Consider the following 25,614-nt stretch of genomic DNA (forward strand, 5'->3'; position numbering starts at 1 on the left):
GCTGGACCTGTCCGGCCTGCGCCATGTCGACCACGCATGCCGGATCGCCCTGGAGAACTGGGCGATGCGGCACAACGACGCGGAGACGGAACCGGTCAAGGTACTGCCCCAGGAACCGGCCTCCCTCTCGGAAAACCTCCGAGGCGGGCCTCAAGACAGGAGTTGACATCTCCTGACGGAACGTCTGTGCGCGTAGGGCTGCTGTGGACAGCAGCCCTACGCGCACGAGGCCGCAGCCTCGGCAGTCCGGCGCGCCCGGTCGGCTGGGGCCGCGTCAGTCCAAAGGTCTCAGGACGCTGCTCACCCGGTCTCCTACGCGGGCCTGTCTCCCAACACCCCCTCACAGGCAACCGGCTCCCGAAACGGGCCAGAACCCCCAGGAAGGAACCCTGTGGACACCATCGACGAGGAGGCCCGGGTACGTGCGGCACTGGGTGTTCTCGGCATCGAGGTACCGGACCGCCTGCATCAGGCCCGCAGTAAGGACGCGGGACTTCGCCGCGTCGCGTTGTGGGCACTGCTGTGGCGTGCGGCCGGAGTTCGTCTCGCTGACATCACTGAGGGCAGCGACGATTACGGCTATCTAGTCAGCGCCTACGAGTGGCCACTGGCGGAAGACCAGCCTCGCCGCGCCCTGCACGAGCTCCGGTTCACCGGTGCCCGCGTCGAGGTCATGGCGGAATCCGTTGCGCCTTGGTCGGTGCCGGTGAGTACGGGAGGCGAGGACGCACTGACCGTCGACGGCTGGGCAGCAGCCGCTTTCTGCCTGATCGAAGGCGCTGATGCCCTGCTCGGCCCGCTGGCACATCATTCCAACGCGGACGCCGCCGCGCACGATGCGATCGGTCACTGCCGGCATCTCCTCGCCCGGGCGCACGAGTACCTCGACCGGATCACCGAAGCGATCGGCAACGAGAACGTCGCACCTCCACCGGAAGGCCGCTGAAGAACTCTTCCGTTTTTCCCCAGCCCGATGCCCCACCAGCGATCCCGTGACTCCCCCAGCAAGATCCGTTCGTGCATCTCCGGCTACGGGCCGAAGGCGGACCACCGCGAGGACTGCGGCTCGTCGAGGCCAGGTACCGGCTACCCCTGTTGGTCGGGGACCCAGCTGCCGTGGACCCCGGCTGGGACTCGTTGCGGCATTTCCACCGCGGCTATCCGGGTCATGTCCCGGGCGTCCAGGACCAGCAGCTCCGAGCCCTGGGTCGCGCCGTGGGAGACCATCGAGAGCAGGTAACCGGCGTCCTCCTCGCCGCCGTTGTCCTGTGCGGGTACGAAGACGGCCTCACCCGGTGAGGTGCCGTCCCCGGTGCCGTACGGTTTCGCGGTGCCTGCCACGGTGTCGTACTTGAACACCACGCTCTTCGCCCGCACACCGACCACGGCGTCGATCTCGGGAACGCGCGCCCGCCTCGAGATCGACGGCCATTTCTACGGACCCGCCGCGGTCCGCCTGATCGGCCGGGACCATGAGCTGATCGACAGCTTCGTCCCCGCGCAGCTCGACGGCGGTCTATGTTACGAGGCCGCCGAAGCGGCCCGGTGCATCGCCGCCGGGCGGTTGGAGTCCGACCTCATGCCGCTCGACGAGACGCTTCAGATCACGCGTGTCCTGGACGGCATCCGCGGTGACCTGGGTGTCGCCTTTCCCGGAGAGTGACCCGCCTGCGGGGCCGCACCCGCCCCCAGGCATCCCATCCATCAGACCCTCTCAGGAGTACCAGCCTCTCATGACCGTGAGTCGTCTCCAGGGCCGGAAGGTCCTCTTCATCGGTGGCACGGGACGGATCAGCTCGGCCTGCTCCCGGCGGGCCGTCGAACTCGGCGCCGACCTCTACCTGCTGAACCGCAACATGTCCTCAGCGCGGCCGGCGCCCGACGGTGCCACCGTCATCACCGCCGACGTCCGCGACACCCATCAGGTGCGCGCCGCGCTGAAGGGCCGGGAGTTCGACGTCGTCGTCAACTTCCTGGGCTTCACAGCCGGACACGTCGCCTTCGACGCCGATCTCTTCGGCGGGCGCACCGGTCAGTACGTCTTCATCAGTTCAGCTTCCACCTACCAGAAGCCACCGGCGCGTCTGCCGCTCCTGGAGTCCGCGCCGGTGCACAACCCGCATTCCGCCTACGCCCGTGACAAAATCGCCTGCGAGGAACTGCCCGGCCGGGCCCACGAAGAGCAGCGGTTGCCCGTCACGGTCGTACGCCCCCCGCACACCTACGACCACACCGCCTTTCCCTTTCCCATCAGCGGGAGTTACACGGTGGTGGAGCGCATGCGCCAGGGAAAGGAGGTGATGGTCCACGGTGATGGGACTTCGCTTTGGACTCTCACCCACCACACGGACTTCGCACTCGGGTTCACCGGGCTCCTCGGCAACCCCGCGGCCACCGACAACCAGACACACCGCACACCACCGGCCGGGGGCGCGCCCCTGGGCGGCGGTGCGGGTGATCGCGAGGATGGTGGAGGAGACGCTTCACCGGCCTCGAACGAGCACCATGGATTCCGGGCCGGGCAACCAGCCGGCCTCTGTTCGACCCGCGCGCTCGACGACGACCCAATCCCCGCCGGCCGGCCGGGACACACCGAGCTCTCCCGGTGGACCGGTGGCCGCGCGCTGTACGACCCGCGCCCCGTGCGAACCGCGCCCACCGGCCGGTTACGTGTGTAGTTGTTGCCACCACCAGGCGATCGAGGGGCAGGGCAGCGGTTCGGTGCTGGGGTCGCTGGGGCGGTCGGTGAGTGTCAGCGGGATAGGGGCGGGATTCGGCGGGGGGAGCTGGGTGCGGGGGGTCACAGCGGTGTAGCGGGGAGAGTTCGATCCCCAGTCGAGATTGGAGCGGATCGCGTAGCCGAGGTCCGCCACGTAGGCCCTTCCGGAGGCGCTCAGTTCGGGCAGCTCCTGGTCGCGCAAACGCAGGAACAGTGTCGTCAGGCGGTCTCGCAGAGCGACAGCCTGGTGGACGGCCTGTTCGGGCGGGCAGTCGTTCAGCCGGGCAAGCAGCATCACGATGTTGATCTTGGTTCCGTCAATGAGCAGTTCGCGGTTGTAGGAGAGCAGGTCGTTGTCGAGAGCCATCATCAGGAACGAGGATTCCTGGAGTGCGCGCATGGCGGGAGAGTGGAACTCGGCTCCGGGGACCTCCTCGCCGGTGGTGATCTCCGACCAGGACAGGCTGGCGGCGCCGCCGGCGTTCAGCATCCGCAGGTGCAGGAACTCGTCCAGGCCGGCGGGGGCGGGGTTGGCCATTCCCCACAGGATGGAGTGGAACCATTTGCGGTGCGCCTCGACGAACCGGTACAGCTGGGTCGGGCTGGCGACGGCCTGTACCGAGACCATGAGTGACTGCAGCGCGGCGACCGGGCCGGTCTGATCCGCCGTCGGTTCGGTAGCCGGGGACTCCATGACGCGGAGCAGGTGGCTGGTGAGGCCGATCGCCGAAGCGAGCCTGTCAGGAGTGGTGGCGGTTTCCATGCGGACGTCGTCGACGTAGAAGATCCAATGCAGCCACCGGGCGGTCAGTGCGACGCGGTCGGCGATGCCTTCGGGATAGATGCGGGTCATCGCCTCCCCGTACTTGCGTGCGATGACCCAGGCCCGGTCGATGTCGCTGGTGTAGAGGCGGTAGCGGTCGAGCCAGATCTGGGCATCGAGGTCGATACTGTCGTGCTCGGGGTGGATGGCCGCGTCGATGGGGCAGTACAGCGGCGGCAGTTGAAGCAGTTGCGGAGCGGTCTTGTCCTGGGTCGAGTGCATGGCGTACTCCGTCGTGGTGTGGAGTGATGGGGGCGGCGTTCCCGCGGGCCCGCATGACGCCCCTGTACGGGGTGGCGGCGGTGAGAATCAGGACAGGCCGTCGGGGCTGATGCGGCACGTGCAACGGCTGCCGCAGCTGTGCGGCCGGGCCGGTGTGACGGTCAGGTATGGGAGCGCGAGGCCGGTCGGGTGCGAGATCCCCGAGGGGCTCGGGGGGTTCACCCCGCGCGGGTGGGCGATGGGCCGGTCGCGGCGGCTGTCCGAGTTGTTTGTTCGTGGTGTTCGTCGTAGATGAGGGCGAAGGCACGGAACAGTTCAAGGGAGGCCGCCACCCGCCAGGCCGCGGGCGGCGGTGCCTGGTCGGTTTCGCTGCCCAGCCGGTGTTGCGCAGGATGGGCGGATGCGTTTGCCACCGGCGGGGGGGCATGGTGCGGAGCATTTGGTGAACACGGCAATCTCGGGAAGGCCGGCGGCCGTCCCGTTCGGACATGCGTTACATCCCTTCGCAGGATCATCCAGTTCCCTCCCCCGCGGGAAGAGAGCATGAAGCCGCACTTGACGCACGCATGTGCCCAGTGTTTACGCCCCGGGCGTGTGGACCGCGTCGCGCACGCCCACTGTGCATCGTCCGCCCGCGCGCGAGACTGCAAAGCCGCCCTCCGGTCACTGTCGGTGTGGTCTGCGGCGTCGGCTCCCCGTCCCACGCCGACGTCGTCCACGACCGCGTCACCACCGACCTGCGCGACCAGGAGGTCGAGGAGGCGCGGGAGCTGCTGCGCCGGCTCGCCGCCGACCACCTCACCTTCCTCGGCTACCGCGAGTATCAGCTGACGGACAGTGCCGACGCCCGCGCCGAGGCACGTGAGCACAAGCTGCTCGTCCTCACCAAGGCCAACAGCCGCGCCACGGGCGGGCCGACGGCGGGTTCACCGCCCCTGCTCACCCCGGCGGAGGGAACCGGAACGTACGGCGCGTGGGAGGTCGCAACGCCGGACGCCCGGCCGATGGTCCCGGCCGGGCGTCCGGTTGTGCTGTCCCAACCGGAAGCGGAGCGTGCGTCCGGCGCCCGGAGGGGGAGCACCGGGCTGGGTTCGTGCGGGCTGGTCGGAGACGGTGCGTGACGAGGGGTCAGGAGGCGTTCTCGGCACCCGCCGCCGACCGCGTCGACCGGGCCGAGGATCAGGAAGACGACACCCTGCCAAACCAAGGGTGCCGGTGAGAACCGTGTCACCAGCCGAAAACACGGTTTTACTCCGTCGCCTGCGCAGGTCGGGGCAGTTCAGCGTGGCCGTCGCTGCGGTGTGCGGGCGGCGTCTACGGCCCGGGTATGCCCCAAGGTCGCCTGCCCTCGCCGTTTCAGTTGGGTACAGCGGCTGTTGCGGTGGAAACGCGAAAGTGCCTTCCTGACCTGGGACGATGAACCTTGTCGAGGAGTTCCGTCGGCCCAGGCGGAGGGCACTTTCTACGTGCACGGTACCGGGTCACGTCCCAAGGTCCGTGTCAGCGCCGATGGCTCGGGGTTGGTCGGGCATGCCGGGACACGGTTGCCGATGGATCTCGCTGATGCCACCGCGCTGAGCGCCGCGCGCTCCGTCGCTCTCAGGCCGCTTCGGCCGCGCGGGACCGGTCATGATCCGGGCCGGGTCAGACGCCGGAGGGGACCTCGGCCTTTTCGGTGGACCCCGCTTGTTCTCCTTCGTCCGCCGCCAGCCTGCGGTTGCGGCGGACGGAGGACCAGAGGGACCAGGCGATCAAGATGACACCGATGAGTCCGGTGACCACCTCGGGGATCTGGTAGCGGATGGAGATCATGAGGATCACGGCCAGCGCGCCGATCGCGTAGTGCGCGCCGTGCTCCAGGTAGACGTAGTCGTCGAGGGTGCCCTGGCGGACCAGGTAGACCGTCAGCGAACGGACGTACATCGCACCGATACCGAGGCCGAGCGACATCAGGACGATGTCGTTGGTGATCGCGAAGGCGGCGATGACACCGTCGAATGAGAAGGACGCGTCCAGGACCTCCAGATAGAGGAACATGAAGAACGCGGCCTTGCCGGCCATCACGACCGCTGGGACCTTCTTGCCGCTCCTCCTGGCCTCTTCCTCGGCCTCGCGCTCGCGATCCTCCTCTTCCTCGAGCTTGTTCTCGAAGTAGCCGGAGAGACCGCCGACGACGAGGTACGTGATGAGACCGAAGACGCCCGAGAGCAGGACCGTCGCCGCCTTGTCGACGTGCATGCCGCCGTGCTGATGGGCCTGGGTCGCGAAGGTCATGGCGCTGATCGCCAGGACGACCAGGGCGATGCAGACCGACAGCATGTCGATCTCGCCGAACCTGGCGAGCGGGCGCTCCAGCCAGCCGAGCCACTTGATGTCACGATCCTCGAAAATAAACTCGAGGAAGATCATCAGCAGGAACATACCGCCGAATGCCGCGATCGACGGGTGGGCGTCGGTGACGAGCTGCTCGTAGCGCTCGGCGTCGTTGATCGCGAGGTCGACGGCCTCGATGGGGCCGACCTTGGCACTGATCGCCACGATCACGACGGGGAAGACCAGCCTCATGCCGAAGACGGCGATGAGCACACCGATGGTGAGGAAGATCTTCTGCCAGAAGGCATTCATCTTCTTGAGGATCCCGGCGTTGACCACAGCGTTGTCGAAGGACACCGAGATCTCGAGGATAGAAAGGATCGCCACGATCCCGAAGGCCGCCCATCCCCCGTATAACGCCGCCACGACGAGGCCGAGCGCGGTCACCGCGAACGACCAGCCGAACGTCTTCAAAAGCACTGGCTACCCAATCGTTTCATGCGGGGCTCCCCCGCGAGCCATACCTGACTTTACCAAAAACTTACCCAAGTATAGCCTCGGCGTTGCCACTTGCGGTGGTGTCCGAAGCTTGACAGGAAACGCAAAAGCGCCTCCTGAGCTGGGATGATGAGGCTTGTCCAGGGCTTCTGTCACCACAACAAGAAGGCGCTTTCTGCGTGCACATGACCGGGTCGTCCCCAGCTCGTCGTCTCGGGGCGACGGCCGCGGGGTCGTCAGCCACGCCGGATCCCGTCTACTGGCCGATCTCGCCGATGTCACCGGCCTGACCAGCGTGTTCACGGACGCGCTGCGCAGGCTGCGGCCATATGGCACCGGGCACGACCCGAGCCGGATCGCCGTCGATCTGGCAGTGATGCCCGGGAAGTCGCCTGGCTGCAAGCCGACGAGACCAGAGGTGGCTCATCTGCGGCCCGTACCGGCGGACGCGACCTGTCCGGCCAGGTCCTGGACATCGACGCCACCCTGGTCACCTGCCACTCCGAGAAGGAACAGGCGGCGGCCACCTGTAAACGCGGCTTCGGCTACCACCCGCTGCTGTGCTTCCTGGACAACACCGGCGAAAGCCCTGGCCGGCCTGCTGCGGCCGGGCAACGCCGGCGCCAACACCGTCACCGCCACCGCCACCGCCACATAACCGTCCTCGGCACGGCCCTGGCCCAGATCCCCCACACCCACCGCCACGGCACATCCATCCTCATCCGCGCCGACAACGCCGGAGGACACCTGTGGCACCCCGCACTCGAGCAGGACGGCACCCTGCGAACCAGCGCCGAAGTGGCTGAACTGGCCGGCATGGCCGGCCTGGCCGACCACCCGGACGGCACCCGGATCATCGTCCGGCGCGAACGGCCGCACCCTGGAGCCCAGTTGTCCCTGTTCGACCTCGATGACGGCATGCGCCACCAGGTCTTCCTCACCGGCACCCCAAACGGAGAAGGCTCACCGCAGCACCTGGAGGTCCGCCACCGCGCACACCTCCGCGTCGAAGACCGGATCCGCTGCGGCGAGGCCACCGGCTTCGGCCGCTTCCCTTCCCGTCACTTCGCGCTCAACGCCTCCTGGCTGGAGCTGTCCCTGACCGCCGTCGATCTGCTCGCCTGGGTTCAGGCGCTCTTGCTGGACGGTGAGTTGACCTCCGCCGAGCCGAAGAAACTCCGATACCGGCTGCTGCACGCGGCAGCCCGCCTCGCGGCCCTGCCAAGGCCGGCCACCTGACCAACGGCGCCGTCGCTGCCCACCCACGACCCGAGGAACCCGGAGCACCCGACCCGAGCGCCGGGCCCCACTCATACCCACCCGTCGACAGCCACGGCCCACCGCAGCCAGCCGGGCTCAGCCGCCCCAACTGAAACGCGGGGGCCGGCGGGCTCACGCCGACTTTGCCGCGCTCCGGGCCCAGGGGGTTCCTCACCCCTGCCCGGCCGAAGTGCTCCCGCCTGCGAGCGAGAAGCGTTGAGCAGGGGGTACCGGCTACGGCTTGTACACGTACGGGGTCGTGGTGCTCAGAGCGGCGAAGCCGAGCCGTTGCAGGATCGGGCGGCTCTGCTCGGAGGCGTCTGCCTGCAGGTAGCGGTAGCCGTGCTCGGCGGCGATCTTGGCGCGGTGCGCAACCAGCGCCCGGTAGATCCCCCGGCCGCGCCAGGCGGGTACGGTGCCGCCGCCCCAGAGGCTGGCGAACTCGGTGCCCGGGTGTAGTTCCATCCGCGCCCCGCAGACCGGCATGTCGCCGGCCATCGCGACGACCATGCTGACCGTCCCCGGGCTCTCGGCCAGCATGTCGAGCAGGCGCGGCCGCAGCCAGTCCGCAGTCGTCCCGAACGCCCCCTCGTGGGCGGACAGCATGAGCTCCACGTCGGCCGGGGTGGTCACCGGATGCAGCCGGACACCCTCGGGCAGCCCGCCACCATCGGGCAGATCGGCGATCCGGGCGATCATCAGGGCCTCGTCGGGCTCAGCCTCGAACCCGGCCGCCGCCAGCAACTCACCGAGATCCTCAGGCTGGTCGTGCGAGTAGAGCTTCCACTCGAACTCACGGCCCAGCTCGGTGAAGTACCGCACCTGCTCGGCGATCGCCGGCCCCGCTGTTGCCTGATCCAGACCGGACCAGACGACCGCGCTCCAGCCGCCCTCGACGCCAACCTGCCGCACCACCTTGCCGACGCGCTCGACCCGCGCGCCGGGCGCGTCGGCGAGGATATCCCGCCGCATCTGACGGTCGAAAAGGGTGAGTACTTCAGCGGTCTCCATCCGCGCATTTCAGCACGACTGAGAGGGCTCACCAAGCGGATTTCCACCCACCGGGAGGGGGAGCCAGATCACCGGCCGCAAAGACAACGGGTATCGCTGACCTGGGGCGATGTCGTATTTACTCTGCCGACTGCACTGAGTGGGGCGGTGCGGCTGCCCTTGTCGGCTCGGCGAGCGCGAGTATTCCGCCCTTGAGTTCGGGCACGTAGTTGTAGATGGTGTTGCGGGAGACGCCGAGGAGCTTGGCGATCGAGAACTCCTCGCGTTCGGCGTTCTTGCCAGACTTCTCGTCGGACCTCTTGTCGGAGAAGATCCGGATGCACCCGGCTCCGGTGAGTGCATGAATCTGCCGGTCGAGCAGTTGCCCCTTTGCGGTCCAGCTGCGGTCGTAGTGGATGACGTGGCCGGCGCGGGTGAGGGTCAGGCCGGTTCCGGGCGTCGGCCTGCTGGAGTGCGCCCGGCGGTCGAACCCGGCGGGGATGCCTGACCGGTCAACCGGCGGCTCCGAAGGGGGTGATCTCGATTTTTCCCTCACACGGGTAGAGGTTCGGGAAGGGGGCCAGGGTCAGTGCCCGGGAGTCGCCCGGCACCCGGATATCCGCGCCGTAGGGAGACCATTCGAAGGGAGTGCCGACGCAGGTGTGCATGCCACCCCCTTCCCAGACCAGCGTGAACGAGGTGGTGTCGCCCGGGGCGAGGAGGACGTCGGGAAGGGCATCCACGGATGACCGGGTGACCGAGAAGGAGCGGGGCCCTGACGTGCTCTGTGGCTTGCCGCAGGCGGGCGAGGGATCGTTTGCGGCGCAGCCCTGGATGGTGGTGTCGCCAAAGAACGTGATGTCAGGCCAGCCTCGAAGCCGGCACGGGGCGGCGGACTTGTTGCGCAGCAGGATCGGGGTGGCAAACCAGCCCGGCTGACTGCTTGATGGCGGGCCGCTACGTCCCTCCGATGTCGTCAGATCGTTGGCCGCACATGCAGGGGCGCGGTCCTGGGCGGGCGCTGCTGTGCGGGCCGGCGGGTTCGTGGGTGTCGACTCTTGGCGGGGTGTCGTTCTCTCGCCCGGCGTCGCTTGCCTGCTCGGGACGGCTGGACTGGCCGACCGCGAGGGGGGCTTGCGTTCTGGGGAACTCGATGGCTCGGTGGTGCCGGGGCGAGCAGTTGCGTAGGTGGTCGGGACCTCCGAGACGGTCGGGCGCACGGCACCACCACAGGCCGCGGTTGCGGTCACCAGGAGTCCGACCGCCAGAAAACGTCCTCCACCAAGCGTCATCATGACGGGAAAAATATCCGCCTTCGCCACCGCCACCGGAGTGTGTTTTCAAGTCTGCATGAGCTCTTTGTCCGCCGTTCACCATCACCACCCGACCAGCCCAGAGCCGCAAATCATCATCGACGACACGATCCCCGAACTGAGCTGAAGACCCGTCAGCGGACACGACGGTGTTCGTAGACCGCGCGGGACAGCGCGTCCGTAGCTGCCTGGGCGCGGTCGGCGTCCCGGCCCTGATCGACGGCGCCCAAGGCGTCAGCCGCCGAGACCCGGACGGCCAGGAAACCCGCGGCCGGTGGCGCGCGCTCGTCATCACCCGGCCCGAACACCTGCACGCCGCACATGGAGAACCCCGCCCCGACGCAAGGGACCCCCAGGTCGTCCTTCCGTCGGGGCGGCGTCCAGCGCGGCGAGGCTCCCGTTGGAAGAGCCAGGCAGGCGCCAACGGCTCAGGGGCTGAGGTCCAGGACGCGTACGGGTTCGCCTTCCCGCCAGGCCGGGACGGTGGTCGCGACGACCGCTCCGGCCGGCCGTGCGGGAGTGGGCTGAACCGCGTGCTGGCTGTGGGCCGCCGCCCAGGTCTCCCCCCATCCTGAACGGAACGCACCTTGGCCGACAGCGCGATCGAGAACTCGTCGATCAGGCCGGCGTTCACGTACTCCAGGATCGTCGCGCCGCCGCCCGCGATGCGGACCCCCCCCGGTCGCCGGCGGCCTCACGGGCCTGGTCAAGTGCGGGCTGCCGTCGTTGACGAAATGGAAGATGGTCCCGCCCGGCCGCTCCCAGGGTCACGCTTCTTGTGCGTCACGACGAAGACCGGCCTGTGGAACGGCGCCTCCTCCGGCCACATCTGCTCGCCGGCGTCGAACATGCGCTTACCCATCACGCTCGCGCCGGTGCGCTCGAACATCTCCCGCACGATGTCGTTGTCACGCCCTTCCTCGCCGCCCTCGCCCAGCTTCAGGTTCTCGCGGAAGAACCGCTGCGGGAAGATCCGCTGCCGCAGCTCCATCCACTGCCGCCCCATCAAGTCCTCGGAGGACTCGGGCGCGATGAAACCGTCCAGCGACGTCGACACGCTGAAGAACACCTACCCGGCCATCAGCCCTCCGCTCCCTTCCGAACGATCTCCGTGACGTAGGCCGCCAGGTTGCTCAGGGTCTGCCGGCCGCCCTCGATCGCGTGGTACTTCTCGATTGCCTCGTCGCGCAGCGCCTTGGTCGGGAACACCGTGCGCATCTCGATCCGGGTCGCCGCGCCGTCGGGTTCGAACGTGAGGACCGACTCGAAGGCGTTCGGGGCGTCGCGGGTCTCACCGTGGAGCATCGCGATCCGCTCCGGCGGGGCGATCTCGGTCCAGGAGATCCACTCCTGGTAGTCCGTCCCGTCCGGTCCGTGCATCACGAAGTCCCACACCCCGCCGACGCGGAACTCGAACGCCCGCGTGGTGGTGGTGAACCCCTCCGGTCCCCACCATCGCGACAGGTGCCGCACCTCGGTGAACGCCTCGAACACCAGCTCCCGTGGGGCGCTGATGGCTCGGGAGATCACAATTTCGCGATCAGCCGTCGCGGACTGCGCCGTCGTGTCCCGTCCTGCCGCTGCCATCGGTCACTCCTCCTGTTTTTCCTGCTTGAGGTCCTGCACGTACTCATCCAGCCGGTCGAATCTCTCGTTCCAGAACCGCTCGAACCCGCAGGTCCACTCGTGGACCGGTCGCAGCCCGCGGGCGTCAAGGCCGTACAGGCGCTGCTTGCCTACCTTGCGGTCCCGCACCAGCCCCACCTCCCGGAGCACCCGCAGGTGCTTGGACGCCCCCGGCTGGGTCATCCCCAACTCCTGGGCCAACTCGGTCACCGGCCGCTCACCCGCCCGCAGCATCAGCAGGATCTCCCGGCGCTGCGGCTCGGCGATCGCGTTGAAGACGTCCGACGTCGTCGCTGCTCGTGCCATGAGTTTCATCATATTCCGATATCGGCATGCGTCAAGCCGGAGGAATCAAGCGGGCCTCGAGTCTTGTCAGGTGACAATCGTGACCCCTTGTCAGCGACTGCGGAAACCGAGCGATGACAGGTCCCGGTGACCGGCGCGACTGGCCTGGCCCAGGCGGAATCCGTCACGCCTCGTGTTCGGAACCGAGTAGTTCAGGCCGCCGCAGGACGGGCGGTTCCGGGAGCCGACGTCGACTGCTGCGCTCACCGCGACGAGATCGGCTGGGCCACAACCTGGATGAATGAGGCGAACAAGCGGACAGGACCTGTGCTCGGTCTGCCTGAACTGCCGTTCGTCGACTTCGGTAACGCCCTGCTCAACGAGCGCCCTGATGGAGTCCATTGGAAGTCCGAACCGTTGGTGGAGTACGCCAACGGCCGACCGTTCGCTTGGGTGGACGACGAACAGGGCGACGCGGATCAAGCACACGTGGCTGCCGGTCACCGCGCACCCGCCTTGCTCCACCACGTCAATCTGCGGAACGGCCTGCGGAACGGCGATTTCGCTACCCTCGCGGCCTTCGCAGCGTCCATCGAACCGTCGTCGGGCACTCCCTGAGCGGCAAGCGACCATGCCTGGTTCAGAGAATTCGAAACCCTGCTCACCTGGGTCGCCGTTATCCTCATGACCCGCCGCATCACCCGCGGGACCGGCAGCCTCGACCGCCTCCCCACCCCAGACCCTCCGGGCCACCTGACATCTGTTACCGAACGTCACCCGAAACGCGGATCAACACGGGCTGAGCTTGACAACAGGTGCTGACAGCTCTCCGATCGCGAGTACGCCACTTGAAGACGCCCAGTTCGGACTCCTGGTCGCCGAACCCGCCGGTGGTGCCCCCCGGGTAGCTCTTGGGCGGCTCTTGTAGTCAGGCTCGCGGGGCCAGGACCAGGTGGCCGGTAACCCGATCACAGGACGAGCATGAGCTTGCCGCCGGGCCGACGGGACTGGCTGAGCCTGGCCGCCTCCTGGATCTGGTCGAGCGTGTAGGTGCGGGCGACCGATACGACGAGAACGCCTTCGCCGGCCAGCCGGGCGAACTCGCCTATCAGGTCGTAGCGCATCTCGATGTGAGTGATCCGGGTGCCCAGCTCGGTCGCGGCGGCGAAGTCAGAGACGGTGAGGACGCGGTCGGGGTTCCCGGTCAGCTTTATCAAGGTCGGCAGCGAGCCGCCGGCCGGGCTGGCCTGGTCGGCGCGGTCGATCCGGCCGCCGGTCGGGGCCGTGTCCAGGGCGCGGTCCACGCGGCCTCCAGCCAGTGCGGCGACGCGTTCGGCCATGCCGTCGCCGTAGCCGGTCACCCGGGCGCCGATCTCTTCCAGGGCTGCGGCCCGCGTCGGCCCGGCGGTGGCGATCACCCGAATACCCCGGTGCAGCGCGAAGCGCACCGCCGCTTCACCCACGGTGGAGCCCGCGCCATGGACGAGCAGCAGCTCACCCGGCTGGACGCCGAGGTCGTCGAGCGCATGCCATGCCGTCTCGGCAGCCATCGGCAGCGCGGCGGCCTGCTCGGCGGTGACGCCCTCGGGAATGTGCGCCCAGGCCGCCATCAGCGCGTACTCGGCGGCCCCGGCTGTCGGGCCGTCGAAGGTCGCCGGGCCGAACACACGGTCGCCGATCTCGACGCCGATGACCCCCTCACCGAGCGCGTCGACCGTGCCCGCGACCTCGACGCCGAGCCCGCGCGGCAGCGGCGGCAGCCGGTCGGCGAGCAGGCCGTCGACCACCGCCCAGTCGGCCGGGTTCAGGCCGCACGCGCGCACGGCGATCCGGATCTGGCCGGGGCGCGGCTCCGGCTTCGGGACGTCGCGCAGCACGATCACGTCCGGGGAGCCGAACCGGTTGAACTGAAGGGCCTTCATGACGATCTCCTACATCACGACAGCATCTGTTGTCATCAACCTAGCATCACGACGACAGCGTCTGCTGTCATATGCTGGTGGGCATGCCGAGATGGGAGTCAGACGCACAGGGCCGGCTCGAGCGCGCGGCGCTCGAACTGTTCGAGAAGCAAGGGTTCGAACGCACCTCGGTCGCACAGATCGCACGCACCGCCGGCCTGACCGAGCGCTCCTTCTACCGCTACTTCCCCGACAAGCGGGAAGTCCTCTTCGCCGGCGACGAGCTCCAGGCCCACCTCGTCGCCCAGGTCGAAGCGGCCGACCCGGACCTCACGCCGATCGAGGCGCTGCTGACCGCGCTGGGGACCGCCGACGAGATCTTTCGCCCGCGCGAGTTCCTGCTGCGCCGCGTCAGAGTGATCGCCGCCAGCCCGGCACTGGCCGAGCGCGATCTGATCAAGCTCGCCGACATCGCCGACGCGCTGGCACGGGCGCTCGAGCGCCGCGGCATCGAGCCCGGCAAGGCACGCTTCATCATCGACGTGGCGGTAGCGGTCTCCCGGCGCGCCACGTCCCGCTGGCTGGCCGACCCGGACGCGGCCCTCTCCGAGCTCGTCGCCCAGACCGCCGCCGAACTGCGTGAGGCGGTCGCGCCGCCGGCCCCGACGGTCGGCTGAGTCTGCCGCAAAGAGGGGCAGCGCCCAAAATGGCGGGCAGCGGCGGTTCAGGCTCTTTGGTCCCGAGTGAAACGTCTGGCCATGAGGGTGACGGGGGCAGAAGTCGGCGGCCGTGAGGTGGGGCCTGTGCAGCGCGTCGCTGTAGAGCCGCATCTCGCGAGTCGTGCACCGCTGGTGCAGCGAGGAGCGCCACTTCGCTCTGACTGATTGTGGGCTCCGCGGATGCGGGCAGCGGGAGCGGGTCTGTGCCGAGAGCCCGCCGTCAGCACAAGGCGGTGGCCGCCCGCACTTCGGTGAGTGTCCGCCGCGCGAGTTCGGCGAAGTCGTCGCGGTTGGTCGTGTCCCTCCAGCGCTCGTAGGCGATCTTCCAGGCGAGCGCGCCCAGTTCGGCGGTTACGCGTGAGGTCAGGTCGGGAACGCCGCGGCGCTTGAGTGCGTCGATCATCGATGCGATGAGGCCGAGTTCCTTCAGTGCCTCGCGTTCACGCAATTCCGGGTTGGCGGCGATCACTGCCGATCTCCGGGCGCTGAATTCGCGTCGATCGGAGGGGAAGGCTTCCCTGCCGATCGCGTCCAGAGCATGCGCCACTGCTTCGAGGGGGCTGGCCCCGGCTGGTGCCGTGTCGATCCCGTCGACGAGCAGTCCGGTCATCGTGCCCCCGCCGAAGAGCACCTCTCGCTTGTCCGGGAAGTGCCGGAAGAAGGTGCTCTTCGTCAGCCCGGCGCGCTCTGTGATCTCGATGACCGTCGTGTTCTCGTAGCCCCGTTCCTCGAACAGTTCAAGGGCGGCGACGAGCAGTCGCTCGGGTGCGTGGGGTTGCCAGCGTGCCATGGGGGACATCTTACGGGACTTGGTGCCGTCACCCATGTATGGTGATGGGACCAAGTCCCGTCACTTTGTCTACTGGAGGTACTCATGAGCCGGGCTGTTGTCTACGAGACGTTCGGTGGTCCCGAAGTGCTGGAAGTACGGGAGGTTCCGGAACCCCATACCGGGCCGGGCGAGGTCCGCGTCCATGTCACGGCCGCCGGTCTGAATCCCATGGACTGGGGCATCGCCTCGCAGCCCGAGGTCGCGGCCCGGTTCGGCATCAGCGTGCCGTCCGGCTTTGGGTATGACTTTGCCGGGGTCGTCGACGAGGTCGGCGCCCGCGCCACGGGTTTCGCTGTAGGTGACCGTGTCTACGGCGGCGCGCAGGGTAGGGCCGCTGCCGATTTCGTGGTGGTCAAGACGCCCACCGAGGCGCACGAGCCGCTCTGGCGCACGCCGGAGGGCATCAGCGACGAGGTGGCGGCCACGCTTCCGGTAGCCGGCATGACCGCCGCCGCCGCGTTGGCCGCGATCGACCTGCGGTCCGGCGACACCGTCCTGGTCGGTGGCGCCGCGGGCGGTGTGGGCGTGTTCGCCATACAGCTCGCGAAGCTCGCCGGCGCCAGAGTGATCGGGACCGCCGCGCAGGGCACGTTCGAGTTCCTGCGCCAGTTCGGTGCCGAGCCCGTGGCCTACGGCCCCGGACTGGCAGACCGGGTACGGGCCCTGGCTCCGGAGGGCGTGACCGCGGCAACCGACCTGTTCGGCATCGAAACGGCCGAGACCGCGCTCGCGCTCGGCGTGCCGCCCGAGCGGATCTCCACGATCGCCGCGGGGCCCAATCCTCCCGGCGGCGTTCGCGCGACTGGTGGTTTCGACGCGAGCCCGGACGCCATGGAGCGGATCAGCGACGCGATTCTCGCCGGCGCAATCACCGTACCGATCGCCGCGACCTTCCCGATCGGGCAGATCCACGATGCCGTGACACTGCAAGCCGGACGTCACGTCCACGGCAAGGTCGTGATCAGGCTGCGGCCAGGGCTTCACTGAACACCCCGCCACGCCCTACCCGCCGGGAGCGAGTGCCCGCAACACGTTCACCGCCTTCTTCGGCGGGGCCTGCCGGCGCCGTGCTCGCGCGTCGCACTCGACGCCGTCCGGCCAAGAGTGGCCCGCCGGGGCGAGAACCATCACGCCTATTCCACAGACAGGAGACGTTCGACATGGGCAGGTACGAAGGCAAGAAGGTCGTCATCACGGGAGGCAGCAGCGGCTTGGGCCTGGCCACTGCCCGGTCACTCGTGGACGAAGGCGCGCGCGTGCTGATTACCGGGCGCGACCAGGACAAGCTGAGTGCCGCCCGTGACCAACTCGGCGAGAACGCGATCGCGGTCCGCAGCGACGCGGCGTCACTGCCTCACATCGATGCGCTGGCTGACCGGGTAAAGGCCGAGTTCGGCACGGTCGACGCCCTGTTCGCCAATGCCGGGGTCACCGGCTCCGCACCGTTCGAGGCAACGAGTGAGGAGTTGTACGACCAACTGCTGACCACTAACGCCAAGGGACCGTACTTCACCGTGCAGAAGCTCGCTCCGCTGCTGGCAGAGGGCAGCGGGGTGGTGCTCACGACCTCGGCCGTCAACGTGCTGGGCCTGCCGATGCTCAGCGCGTACGCGGCCAGCAAGGCGGCACTACGCTCGATGACCCGCAGCCTGGCCCGTGAACTTCTCCCGCGAAAAATTCGCGTCAACGCGGTCAGCCCCGGCCCGATCGACACCGGGATCATGGATCAGTCAATGCCCCGGCAGTCGGCCGAGGAGACGAAGGCGCTTGTCGCGCAGATCCCCATGCTGCGACTGGGGACCCCGTCCGAAGTGACCAAGGCTGCGCTCTTTCTCGCGTTTGATGCCACCTACACCACCGGCACCGAACTCGCCGTGGACGGCGGTGGCACGCAGCTCTGACACCCAACACCAACGAAGACCCTGGTCGCGGACCCGGCGCATCACCCCGACTCGCCGGCACGTGCGAGGTCCAGTACAAACCCGGCGAACTTATGCGGGTCAGAGCACTAGGGCCTCTCGTTTGGATCATGCCGGGCTCGCGTGCCCTGGCACCGCGCCTCGCCGCGTTGTCGTCGGTCACCAGGGCTCCGCCATGGCTCCCTCCTCCGCCTTGCGATCCTCCCCCGTAGCCTGAACGGCACGGGAGGGACCCCCTCCACCAGACCCCGCTCCCTGATCCGGCCTGATCCAAACGAAAGACCCTAGCTGAACGCTGTCGAGCTGGTCCATCGTCAACGACTTCTTCACCTTCATGTACTGCCTGGCCAGCGTCGGCTTCGCGTCGGTCCCGGTGTTGGCGTGGCGCCGGGGGCTGCGGCCGGCACGCGGACCCTGGGTTCGTACGGTCGGCGTGGTTCCTCTGGCTTTTCACCACCGTGCAGGGCGTCGCCTACAGCTCCCCGCGCAGCGACGCGAACGCCTTCCTGCTGATCGCCGTTTCCCGGGCCGCGGCCTTCTCGGTCCGGGCGGCGGTCCGCTCGTGCAACTGCTCAGGGCCTGACGGCGCTGCCCGCGGCAACAGGCCCTACGGAAGCCCTACGGAGCCCCGGCGCCCAGCCACGATGTCGTCGATCGTGAACGTAACCCCGGTGTCGACCGTGAGCTGGTGAACGGTTTCGACTGCCTGTTCGGTCCGCCTGATCAGGCCGCGGGCTAGGAGCGTATTGTCAATCGCCTTTGCGCAGGGGGTAGTTGCGGGCAAACGGCGTAGGTCGGGGTCCCGAAACAGGCACTCCGGCCGGCTGCGGGACGATGGCCGCCGTTCCAGCTTCCCGGGCTGCACGCTCGACAAGGGGCCGGCACAGGGCGACGGCCTCGGTCGCCACAGCCTGGCGGCGGTTCTCCGCGCGAGCTGTCTCGACCGGAGCCCGACGCATCGTCGGACGCAAGGCAGGCAGTCAACACCGCAGCCACGAGCGGCAGCAGCGGATACCGCAGGGCCAGTGGCAGATCGTCCAGGCCGCGTTCGGCGAACACCTGGCCCGCGTCACCGGCCCCGGCTTCACCGTGGAGGACCTCGAGGCGCCCCGTACCAACGTGCTGGTGTTCCATGACGTCGGCGGGATCGGCAAGAACACCCTGTCGCGCACCCTGGAAGTAGCGCTCACCGGCACCGACGGCCCAGCTCTGAGCGGGGGCCCCTCGTCGCCAGTCAGCACCGCTCCGCAGCTGGTCCGATGTGCCAAAGCCAGTGCCGCCACCGGGGCTGCTTGTAGACGCATCGTCAAGACGTGTGGACTCTCGGCCAACGACGTTCCGCCGGCACCACGGCAGTATCGACCCAGTCAACACCACCAGCATCAGGGAAGCGCCTGAGGCCCAAACGGGGAGAAGACATGAACGTGAAACGAGCACGACGGATCAGCACGCGAGTTACCCGGATGGTCGCAGGGTCGACGGCCGCGCTCACTGCTGTCGTCGGTTTGAGTCTGGCGACCGCCGGCCCCGCCGCAGCTGCGGAGAACGGCAGCTGGCGACCTTACGGGAACACAAATCCGATCACCTCCAGCTCCAGCCTCTGGCGTTGCGCCCGTACGGTCCACATCGAGAGCGATGTGCTCGCTCAGGTGTGCGCGGTCAGGGCGTCGAACGGGAACGGGAACGGCGTACAGGGGGCGGTGATCGTGCGCAACGAACGATCCAGTTCCTACCGTGCGACAGCGGCCATGGACCTGGCGAACTCCAGCGGTTACCTGAACGAGTGGACATGCTCGTCATCGGGGGTGGGGGCGAAATCCTGGTCGGTGTGCTTCGGACGGACCATCACCCACGCCGCCCCGGTGAACTCGGCAGGGGCGATCAACGGTGCGTCCCTCGGCATTTCACCGAGCGTCTGAACCGGAGCTTGTCGAGGTGGCGTGAGCCCTGCGGGGTTCCCCACCTCCGTCGTGCCCGCTGACGGCAGGAATCGGGAGATCGCAGATCAATGGAACGCCCCGCGTTGTTGGGGCGCCGGTAGGAACGCCGTCATGAGCCGCATGGAGGCGTCTGGGGGTGATCCGTACGGCTGTCAGCGGTACGGATCACCCCCGGACGCCAGGCGAGCATGGAGTTCATCGCGTCCCGTGCCGGCCTGGGCGTCGGCACGATCTACCGGCGGTTCGCGGGCAAGGACGCCCTCCTCGACGCCATAGCGCGATTTTTCACCGAGGAAATCGACCAGGCCGCCGCGGCCGCACTCGCGGACCCGGACCCCGGTGCCGGGCTCGAGCTCGCTCGGAGATCTCGCCGGGAACCCGGTGTTCGACGACCTGGAGCTGGTGGCGCACAAGGCGTTCGCGCAGGACGACCTCTTCCACGCGGCATGCATGAAGGCCGCCGACGGCATCTTCCGGCGCATCAGCCGGTACCGGGCCGAGCCGACCGAGGAGCGCAAGGAGTCGGCCCTGGACTTCCTCTTCAGCGGGGTCCCCTCATCGTGAACTCCCCGGGGATCTTCGGCCACGAATCGACGCTTCACCTCTACCACCGCGTGCTGGAGTTCGCCGATCCGATGTACCGGGGCGAACTGAGCTTCGGACCCGCCGAAGGCCAGGGTTACGCGGTCATACGACCAGTGAAGAAGCACTGAGCATGACGTCCGGCGCCTCGCCTCCGGCCTGGCGATGGCGCGGTACTCGGAGGCGGCTTGCTGGACGGTCTGCACCGCAGTGAACGCCAGGCACGTGGTCGCCGTTCTTGCGACCCTCGATCGCCCCGAAGGGTGACCGTCACTCTGGTTTAAGAGGTCCTCACAGAAGCCGTTGTTTATGTGACTTTCGGCTTGGGTGGTGGGGATACGTCAGTCGAGGCCGTGGGGCGTATCGGATGAACTGTGGTCGCTCGTCGAGCCGTTGTTGCCTGCACCGACGCCGAAGCCGGTGGAGGGCAGGCCGCGGGTGCCTCACCGACAAGCGTTGTACGGGATCCTGTTCGTGCTGCACACAGGTATCCAGTGGGAATACCTGCCGCAGGAGCTGGGCTGAGCTGGCTTCTCAACCGCCCCGTTGTTTCCATGCGAGCAGCGGTGGTCGATGGGCGGAGGCCGGGCCGGTCCGTTGAGTTGGCAGGCGGAACGCTTCTTGGTTCTGCCGACAACCGGGCAGCCCTCCTGACCGGGCCAGGCAGGCCCCGCAAGAAGCCGAACAGTGTCGCGGCCGACAAGGCTTACAGCGACGGGCCATGCCGCGGATCCCATCGTGCCGGCAAGCCTCTGCGAGGACGTCGGCGTCACCGCCCCGCCCCGCCCCCCGGGCCGGCTGCCATCGAGTAGTCGTCAGCTATACACCAGCAGGTGGTCGCACGTGCTCGTGCCGTCGTGGAGGGACATGTCGCTGTTGAGGACGTAGAAGGAACCTGCGAATCCGGTGGTCGTCATCTTCGGGACCACGATCATGGTCTGGTTCGCCATGCTCAGCGAGTTCGGCACCACCACGTTCCGGTACAGCAGCGTGAAGAGGTTCTGCTGGAGGTCGTGGAGCTTGAGGATGCGGTAGACGCGGTCGCCTGAACCCGCGGGCCCCGAAATGGGCGCTTGGTTGCCCGGAGCGGCCCATTGGGAGGGCTGGGTGGCCATGCGGCCCTGGGATTCGAGTTCCTGGAGTCGCCTCTGTGTGCTCGCCCTGATTCCGGCCATGTGAATGTGCAGCTGATTGAATTGGCGGGCGCCCTGCGAGTTGATCCCCAGTCCGATATTCGGGTACTGCACGGGGACGCTTCCTCCGCTTCTCGCGTTCTCCCATGTTTCCTGCCAGTAGTTCGCCGCCGAGTTCATGTGGATGAACGGGCACTCAATGCCCGTGATCCGGCACGAGGGGAGGAGGAGATAGTTGTGCGTATTCTCCGGTTTTCCGTGCAGCACGACGTAATTCGCGGTCGTCTTCAGGCAGTCGGGCTTGGGCTGCGGTGCCGGCGGGACGGTGCCCCGCGTGCAGTACTGGACGTCGTGCCAGAGCGGGTCGTTGTCGGTGGGCCGGCCGCAGAGGGACTGCATCTGAGAAGGCGGACAGGGGCTCGCGGGCCCACCTGGAGGAGGGGGTGGGGGGCACGACGGGTCGGGGGACGGTCCGCCGTACGCCGGGCTCGCCGTGGCGGTCGTTCCCGCCATGACTCCCGCACCGGTCAGCAGCGCTGCGGCACCAAGGGTGCCCGAGAGCGCAACGAATTGACGCCGGGGAAATTCGTTCGCGTTCTTCTGGTCGCTCATGCGTGTGATCTCCGATCGTGATGACCGTTGTCTGAATTTGGCGGCCATGAGCGAGAGGGCGTTTTCGCCCTGGTCCTTCGCCCACGCCGACCCGTTCACAGAATAGGGATGTGAGATCGAATTACCCATCGACTGCACGGGTTGGTGTGTCGGTTCCGCCATTGAGAGGCATTCCGTTTGCGGTATGGGTGCCGCTTCCCGTCGCCTGCAAAGAGCCGACCGATGCCGAAAAACCGCCAAGCCCCGGAGCCCCCGGAATCTTCCGAGCCGGTGAACGTGGCCCCTCACGTGATCGCCCGGACAAGTCCTGACTGGGCGCGACCAAGCGGACGTTCGGTTCGACGCCGACTGCGGGAAGGCCGTGTTCCTGCCTCGCCAGCGCGTCTTCCCTGTGATGGGGGACGTCAGCACGCGGCTCCGAGACGATGGAGGCATGCGGAGGAACGGTGGCCAGGCAGCGGCAAGGCCCTTGTAACGCCGCAGCTCAGGAAGAGTGCTCCCAGCGCAGGCGGGTGTGGGGTCGCTTGCCGCGGCGCTTGGCGAGACGACCGTGACGTGCTCCCCGCGCAGGCGGGGGTGGGTCGGCGTGGGTCTTCTGCCGACCCCATGAACGTCCCCCGTCTTCCACGCTCCACCTCCCGGGCAGGGTCACCTTGGAAGCCATCTCATGCGATGAGCCTGCGGTAGCAGACGAGGGTGCGGGCGAGGAAGTGGTCGGCTTTACGTTCGTAGCGGCGGTGGAGGCGACGGCATTCGGCGAGCCGGGTCATAGTGCGTTCGATGGTCCAGCGGTGGCGGCCCAGCCGCTGGGAGGTCTCGACGCCCTTGCGGGCGATGCGGTGCCGGGTGCAGGAGCCTGAAAGTTATGGTTCCGTGACATGAATGGACTCCGGCAAGGACTTCACACTGCAGGGGTCAGGGATAGCCGGAGTCTTCGCCCGCAGCAGGCCCGAACTGAACGGCATGGGATCTAGAACACGTCGCGCAGGGTCTCCAGGAGGCGGGCGATGTTCGTCTCGTCGCGGCGGTAGTAGGTCCACTTGCCCCGCCGGGTGGCGACCACCAGCCCTGCTTGCCGCAGCATGGCGAGGTACTGCGAGGTGGTCGACTGCCCCAGACCTGCGCGCTGCTGGATGTCGGTCACGCAGACACCGATCTCTACGTCGCCGGGCTCCTGGCCGGGGAAACTCATCGGCTCCTTGAGCCACACCAGCATCTGACGGCGGGCCGGGTTGGACAGGGCCCGGAACACAGCCAGCAACTCCGCCTCCGAAAACACGCCGTGATCGTAACGCATGTACATATTGACGATTCGCGATATCTCGATCTAAGTTCATCGCATGTCGACTTCGATGCGTGTGGTGGAACTCGTCCGCTTCGGTGACGCGGACACCGCGTTCGCCACCCGAGAGCTTCCAAGACCCACTCCCGGACCCGGGCAGGTGCTGGTGCGCGTGCTGGCCACGTCCGTGAACCCTCTCGACCTGCAGACCCGGCGCGGCGACTACCGCGACCAGGTGGCGCTGCCCGCGGTGATCGGCAATGACGTGTCCGGCGTGGTGGTCGAGAGCGGCCCTGGGGCGGGCGACTTCCAGCCGGGCGACGAGGTCTGGTACCTGGCGCCGGTGTTCGCCGGGCAGGGAACCTACGCCGAGTTCCACGTGGTCGACCAGGCCCTGGTCGCCCGCAAGCCCGCACGGTTGTCGCACGTCGAGGCCGCCGGTCTCGCGCTCGTGGGCGTGACGGTGTGGGAGGCGCTGGTCGAACGCGCCGGGGTACGGGTCGGGGAACGGGTCTTGGTGCACGGCGGAGCGGGCGGGGTCGGCTCGGCCGCGATCCAGGTCGCCAGCGCGCTGGGAGCCGAGGTGGTAACCACCGCGCGGGCAAGGGATCACGAGTTCGTCACCGGACTGGGAGCCGACATCGCGATCGACTTCTCGGCCGGTGACTACGTGCCGCAGGTCCGCGCGCTGGGTGGGGTGGACGTCGTGCTGGACACCGTGGGTGGGGATACCCTCGCCCGCAGCCCGGAGGTCCTCGCCGACCGAGGCCGCGTGGTGTCCATCGTGGACATCCCCGAACCTCAGAACCTGCTCGCCGCGTGGGGCGTGAACGCGACCTACCACTTCCTCTTCGCCAGCCCCGGCCGGGCGAAGCTCGCGGCCCTCGGCCGACTGGTCGACCGGGGCAAACTCCGGCCGGTGATCGGCGCCGTGCTACCGCTGGCCGACGTCGCACAGGCGCACACACTGTTGGAAGGCGGCTCTGTCGGCGAGGGCCGCCGACGCCCACGCGGCAAGATCGCCATCGCTGTGCACCTCCCCCTGGACGAGCCACCGCGCCGGACAACGTCTTTGCCTTGAGCGACTCAGCCGTCCTGGGCCGGGACGGCTGCCGGCCGCTGGTGTCGGCTGATCTTCTTCAGCGCGAGGTCGAGGGGCGTCAGGCGCTTTCGACAACGACCACCGGCGAGCGGAGTCGATCACCGGCCTGGTGCAGTCAATTGATGACCAGGCTCTTCATCAGACTGCGCTGCTGGTCTCCGCCCTGCTGATCACACTGGCGTGACATCAGCGGCGGGGCAGGAGGACGACGCCAAGGGCTCGTCCCCCTGTCTTTGATCCGGGACCGCGGCGGACGTACTGAGCTGGTGGCGAAGCCTCCGGACTTCGTCGTCCTTGGCGGCCAGGACCGATAGGAGGAACTGGTGGTGCTCCTTGAGTTGCGTGAGTTCGGTGTGGGTGCGGGCGAGTTTACCGGTGATCCGCTGGTTGAGGTCACGCGGCCGTGCGATACGGGCCTCGCGCGGGTCGGGCTGCCGGCCCGCCGCGCGGACGCGCCGTTCGATCTGGTCGCGCTGCTGATGGCTCAGTGCCATGTCATCCGGCCTTTCCAGCTGCCGTGTCGATCTCTTCGAGAACCCGCATCGACCGCTCGTGTTCGGCTCGCAGCCGGTCCTTCTCCTGGCCCCGGATCCGAGAACTGGCCGGCAGGACGGCGCCGTTGTCAGCCGAGGTCTGCCAGACAGGGCTGTGAAGGAGGTGGTGGGTGGTCTGCGGGCAGCGGGAGGTGTCACACAGCCCGGTCAGCGGAGCTGCCGCGGACCGTGTGCCGGCGAGCTTGAGACACAAGGCCTTCGCCGGGTCCCCGAACCAGCAGTAGTTCGCCGCGGACAGGTGCAACACCGACGTTTTCTTCTCCAACAGCAGTTCCGTCTGCCGGTCGGTGACCACCTTCACCGGGCCCGGCTCATGGTCGGCGAGCTCGCTTTCGACGGAGCGGAATGCGGCCATCAGGGAGTCGGCTCCAGGGCCCGCAGGCAGCTGCCCCTGTTCGAACTGCCGGTATGCCTCGATGGTCCGCCTGACCTTGTCCTTGTCCTTGTCCTTCTTCCACTCGTGGCCTGGCCGGCCTGCGTATCCCTCGCTGGTCGCCACCGTCAGATGCTTGAAGTCGACCTTGGTGGCCAGCAGACCACCGGGACGGGCGGCCATCTCGACAGACAGCGTCCGCCGCAAACGGCTGGGGTGCACCGGGTCGTCGGGGATAGCCTCGCGCCACTGCCGCGACCAGGTCATAGCCCCTTTGGACTCGAAACCGCGGAACGGGCCGAACAACGACTGTCCGGGCCGGGCGTCGGTGAGCTGCCCGGCCAGGGCGACGCCGCGTACGACTTCGTCGATGACGACCCGCTCGTCCACCTCGCCGCCCCATAGGCGCCCCTTGACGACCTTGCTGACCAGTCGGTGCGGGCCAGACCGGTGCCGTCGGTGTCGTCGGTGCTGCGGCAGCCGCCCCCGGGCGATGTTCTCGACCACCGCCTTCCGCGCCGGCCCGGTCGGCCATCCGCTCCCGCTCGTACGTCGGCAGGAATGTGGGCGCTCTGCCACCTTGACAGTGAAATCGGCCACCCTAACGGGGTAATGC

The 25,614-nt window shown here is 68.1% G+C and carries 27 protein-coding genes and 5 pseudogenes; 14 read left to right on the plus strand and 18 right to left on the minus strand.

What is annotated here, in order from left to right; all coding sequences use genetic code 11:
• Positions 1 to 391: 391 nt before the first annotated feature.
• A complete protein-coding gene (locus CU044_RS30365) occupies positions 392 to 946 on the plus strand; it encodes a hypothetical protein (protein WP_129771955.1) in 555 nt (184 codons plus the stop codon).
• 140 nt (positions 947 to 1,086) lie between these two features.
• On the opposite strand, the gene CU044_RS30370 is transcribed toward CU044_RS30365, so the two are convergent.
• Positions 1,087 to 1,341: a carotenoid oxygenase family protein gene (locus CU044_RS30370; RefSeq protein WP_205124122.1), complete on the minus strand. Its 255-nt coding sequence runs from the start codon at positions 1,339 to 1,341 to the stop codon at positions 1,087 to 1,089.
• Here CU044_RS30370 and CU044_RS30375 point away from each other — a divergent pair.
• Positions 1,331 to 1,663 (plus strand): hypothetical protein, encoded by a 333-nt coding sequence (locus CU044_RS30375; protein WP_129771957.1) that lies wholly within the window; start codon positions 1,331 to 1,333, stop codon positions 1,661 to 1,663. The two genes, CU044_RS30370 and CU044_RS30375, sit on opposite strands and share 11 nt — an antisense overlap.
• A gap of 70 nt (positions 1,664 to 1,733) precedes the next feature.
• Complete coding sequence (locus CU044_RS30380; protein WP_129771958.1) at positions 1,734 to 2,678, plus strand: NAD-dependent epimerase/dehydratase family protein; 945 nt, start codon at positions 1,734 to 1,736, stop codon at positions 2,676 to 2,678.
• On the opposite strand, the gene CU044_RS30385 is transcribed toward CU044_RS30380, so the two are convergent.
• Positions 2,667 to 3,764 (minus strand): hypothetical protein, encoded by a 1,098-nt coding sequence (locus CU044_RS30385; protein WP_129771959.1) that lies wholly within the window; start codon positions 3,762 to 3,764, stop codon positions 2,667 to 2,669. The two genes, CU044_RS30380 and CU044_RS30385, sit on opposite strands and share 12 nt — an antisense overlap.
• Before the next feature lie 674 nt (positions 3,765 to 4,438).
• On the opposite strand from CU044_RS30385, the gene CU044_RS30390 reads away from it, so the two are divergent.
• On the plus strand, positions 4,439 to 4,885 hold the full coding sequence (locus tag CU044_RS30390; RefSeq protein ID WP_165372008.1) for an NAD-glutamate dehydrogenase domain-containing protein: 447 nt from the start codon (positions 4,439 to 4,441) through the stop codon (positions 4,883 to 4,885).
• 523 nt (positions 4,886 to 5,408) lie between these two features.
• On the opposite strand, the gene CU044_RS30400 is transcribed toward CU044_RS30390, so the two are convergent.
• Entirely contained in the window at positions 5,409 to 6,557 is a 1,149-nt protein-coding gene (locus CU044_RS30400; protein ID WP_129771962.1) for a DUF475 domain-containing protein, read from the minus strand.
• A gap of 504 nt (positions 6,558 to 7,061) precedes the next feature.
• On the opposite strand from CU044_RS30400, the gene CU044_RS30405 reads away from it, so the two are divergent.
• The gene (locus tag CU044_RS30405; protein WP_240045964.1) at positions 7,062 to 7,814 is read left to right on the plus strand and encodes a transposase; all 753 of its coding nucleotides are present in this window, start codon (positions 7,062 to 7,064) and stop codon (positions 7,812 to 7,814) included.
• A gap of 255 nt (positions 7,815 to 8,069) precedes the next feature.
• Here the strand turns inward: CU044_RS30405 and CU044_RS30410 are convergent, their stop codons facing one another.
• From CU044_RS30410 to CU044_RS30435, 7 genes and pseudogenes are all read right to left on the minus strand, one after another.
• The gene (locus tag CU044_RS30410; RefSeq protein ID WP_129771963.1) at positions 8,070 to 8,846 is read right to left on the minus strand and encodes a GNAT family N-acetyltransferase; all 777 of its coding nucleotides are present in this window, start codon (positions 8,844 to 8,846) and stop codon (positions 8,070 to 8,072) included.
• Between the two features lie 118 nt (positions 8,847 to 8,964).
• Positions 8,965 to 9,381 carry a hypothetical protein gene (locus tag CU044_RS30415; RefSeq protein ID WP_240045947.1) on the minus strand — a complete coding sequence of 139 codons (417 nt, stop codon included), beginning with the start codon at positions 9,379 to 9,381 and terminating at the stop codon, positions 8,965 to 8,967.
• Positions 9,338 to 10,120: a DUF4232 domain-containing protein gene (locus CU044_RS30420; protein WP_129771964.1), complete on the minus strand. Its 783-nt coding sequence runs from the start codon at positions 10,118 to 10,120 to the stop codon at positions 9,338 to 9,340. Before CU044_RS30420 ends, CU044_RS30415 begins: the two co-directional genes overlap by 44 nt.
• A gap of 152 nt (positions 10,121 to 10,272) precedes the next feature.
• The gene (locus CU044_RS38855) at positions 10,273 to 10,452 is read right to left on the minus strand and encodes a hypothetical protein (protein WP_165372007.1); all 180 of its coding nucleotides are present in this window, start codon (positions 10,450 to 10,452) and stop codon (positions 10,273 to 10,275) included.
• A gap of 278 nt (positions 10,453 to 10,730) precedes the next feature.
• A pseudogene (locus CU044_RS30425) lies at positions 10,731 to 11,207 on the minus strand (dihydrofolate reductase family protein); the annotation flags it as partial.
• An 11-nt stretch (positions 11,208 to 11,218) separates the two neighbouring features.
• Positions 11,219 to 11,725: an SRPBCC family protein gene (locus CU044_RS30430; protein WP_129771965.1), complete on the minus strand. Its 507-nt coding sequence runs from the start codon at positions 11,723 to 11,725 to the stop codon at positions 11,219 to 11,221.
• Positions 11,726 to 11,728: 3 nt separating this feature from the next.
• A complete protein-coding gene (locus CU044_RS30435; RefSeq protein ID WP_129771966.1) occupies positions 11,729 to 12,070 on the minus strand; it encodes a metalloregulator ArsR/SmtB family transcription factor in 342 nt (113 codons plus the stop codon).
• Positions 12,071 to 12,331: 261 nt separating this feature from the next.
• On the opposite strand from CU044_RS30435, the pseudogene CU044_RS30440 reads away from it, so the two are divergent.
• Positions 12,332 to 12,667: pseudogene (locus tag CU044_RS30440) on the plus strand (hypothetical protein); the annotation flags it as partial.
• 350 nt (positions 12,668 to 13,017) lie between these two features.
• On the opposite strand, the gene CU044_RS30445 reads toward CU044_RS30440, so the two are convergent.
• Positions 13,018 to 13,971, minus strand: a complete 954-nt coding sequence (locus CU044_RS30445; RefSeq protein ID WP_129771967.1) for an NADP-dependent oxidoreductase — start codon at positions 13,969 to 13,971, stop codon at positions 13,018 to 13,020.
• Between the two features lie 83 nt (positions 13,972 to 14,054).
• On the opposite strand from CU044_RS30445, the gene CU044_RS30450 reads away from it, so the two are divergent.
• Positions 14,055 to 14,627: a TetR/AcrR family transcriptional regulator gene (locus tag CU044_RS30450; RefSeq protein WP_129771968.1), complete on the plus strand. Its 573-nt coding sequence runs from the start codon at positions 14,055 to 14,057 to the stop codon at positions 14,625 to 14,627.
• Positions 14,628 to 14,889: 262 nt separating this feature from the next.
• Here CU044_RS30450 and CU044_RS30455 read toward each other — a convergent pair whose 3' ends face one another.
• Complete coding sequence (locus CU044_RS30455; RefSeq protein WP_129772095.1) at positions 14,890 to 15,459, minus strand: TetR/AcrR family transcriptional regulator; 570 nt, start codon at positions 15,457 to 15,459, stop codon at positions 14,890 to 14,892.
• 84 nt (positions 15,460 to 15,543) lie between these two features.
• Between CU044_RS30455 and CU044_RS30460 the strand changes: the two genes are divergently transcribed.
• The gene (locus CU044_RS30460) at positions 15,544 to 16,488 is read left to right on the plus strand and encodes an NADP-dependent oxidoreductase (RefSeq protein ID WP_129771969.1); all 945 of its coding nucleotides are present in this window, start codon (positions 15,544 to 15,546) and stop codon (positions 16,486 to 16,488) included.
• A gap of 173 nt (positions 16,489 to 16,661) precedes the next feature.
• A complete protein-coding gene (locus CU044_RS30465; RefSeq protein ID WP_129771970.1) occupies positions 16,662 to 17,402 on the plus strand; it encodes an SDR family oxidoreductase in 741 nt (246 codons plus the stop codon).
• Between the two features lie 1,789 nt (positions 17,403 to 19,191).
• On the opposite strand, the gene CU044_RS40110 is transcribed toward CU044_RS30465, so the two are convergent.
• Positions 19,192 to 19,323: a hypothetical protein gene (locus tag CU044_RS40110; RefSeq protein WP_275670235.1), complete on the minus strand. Its 132-nt coding sequence runs from the start codon at positions 19,321 to 19,323 to the stop codon at positions 19,192 to 19,194.
• A gap of 225 nt (positions 19,324 to 19,548) precedes the next feature.
• On the opposite strand from CU044_RS40110, the pseudogene CU044_RS40115 reads away from it, so the two are divergent.
• The 4 genes and pseudogenes from CU044_RS40115 to CU044_RS30490 all read left to right on the plus strand — a co-directional run.
• Positions 19,549 to 19,623: pseudogene (locus CU044_RS40115) on the plus strand (TetR family transcriptional regulator); the annotation flags it as partial.
• 76 nt (positions 19,624 to 19,699) lie between these two features.
• The gene (locus CU044_RS39860) at positions 19,700 to 19,924 is read left to right on the plus strand and encodes a hypothetical protein (protein WP_240045969.1); all 225 of its coding nucleotides are present in this window, start codon (positions 19,700 to 19,702) and stop codon (positions 19,922 to 19,924) included.
• A complete protein-coding gene (locus tag CU044_RS39865; protein WP_240045966.1) occupies positions 19,921 to 20,073 on the plus strand; it encodes a tRNA-dependent cyclodipeptide synthase in 153 nt (50 codons plus the stop codon). Before CU044_RS39860 ends, CU044_RS39865 begins: the two co-directional genes overlap by 4 nt.
• A 205-nt stretch (positions 20,074 to 20,278) precedes the next feature.
• Positions 20,279 to 20,464 (plus strand): annotated as a pseudogene (locus CU044_RS30490) (transposase); the annotation flags it as partial.
• Between the two features lie 293 nt (positions 20,465 to 20,757).
• Here CU044_RS30490 and CU044_RS30495 read toward each other — a convergent pair.
• The 3 genes and pseudogenes from CU044_RS30495 to CU044_RS30505 form a co-directional block, all read right to left on the minus strand.
• Positions 20,758 to 21,474 (minus strand): CDP-diacylglycerol diphosphatase, encoded by a 717-nt coding sequence (locus tag CU044_RS30495; protein ID WP_129771974.1) that lies wholly within the window; start codon positions 21,472 to 21,474, stop codon positions 20,758 to 20,760.
• Positions 21,475 to 22,352: 878 nt separating this feature from the next.
• A pseudogene (locus tag CU044_RS30500) lies at positions 22,353 to 22,526 on the minus strand (IS5/IS1182 family transposase); the annotation flags it as partial.
• Positions 22,527 to 22,657: 131 nt separating this feature from the next.
• Complete coding sequence (locus tag CU044_RS30505) at positions 22,658 to 22,966, minus strand: metalloregulator ArsR/SmtB family transcription factor (RefSeq protein ID WP_129771975.1); 309 nt, start codon at positions 22,964 to 22,966, stop codon at positions 22,658 to 22,660.
• Positions 22,967 to 23,027: 61 nt separating this feature from the next.
• Here CU044_RS30505 and CU044_RS30510 point away from each other — a divergent pair, with 61 nt between their 5' ends.
• A complete protein-coding gene (locus CU044_RS30510; RefSeq protein ID WP_129771976.1) occupies positions 23,028 to 24,050 on the plus strand; it encodes a zinc-binding dehydrogenase in 1,023 nt (340 codons plus the stop codon).
• A gap of 191 nt (positions 24,051 to 24,241) precedes the next feature.
• On the opposite strand, the gene CU044_RS30515 is transcribed toward CU044_RS30510, so the two are convergent.
• Complete coding sequence (locus CU044_RS30515; protein WP_129771977.1) at positions 24,242 to 24,565, minus strand: hypothetical protein; 324 nt, start codon at positions 24,563 to 24,565, stop codon at positions 24,242 to 24,244.
• Between the two features lies 1 nt (position 24,566).
• Entirely contained in the window at positions 24,567 to 25,505 is a 939-nt protein-coding gene (locus CU044_RS30520) for a hypothetical protein (protein ID WP_240045949.1), read from the minus strand.
• Positions 25,506 to 25,614: the final 109 nt, after the last annotated feature.

Source organism: Streptomyces sp. L-9-10 (assembly GCF_004151105.1).
In the GTDB taxonomy this organism is placed as follows: Bacteria; Actinomycetota; Actinomycetes; order Streptomycetales; family Streptomycetaceae; genus Streptomyces.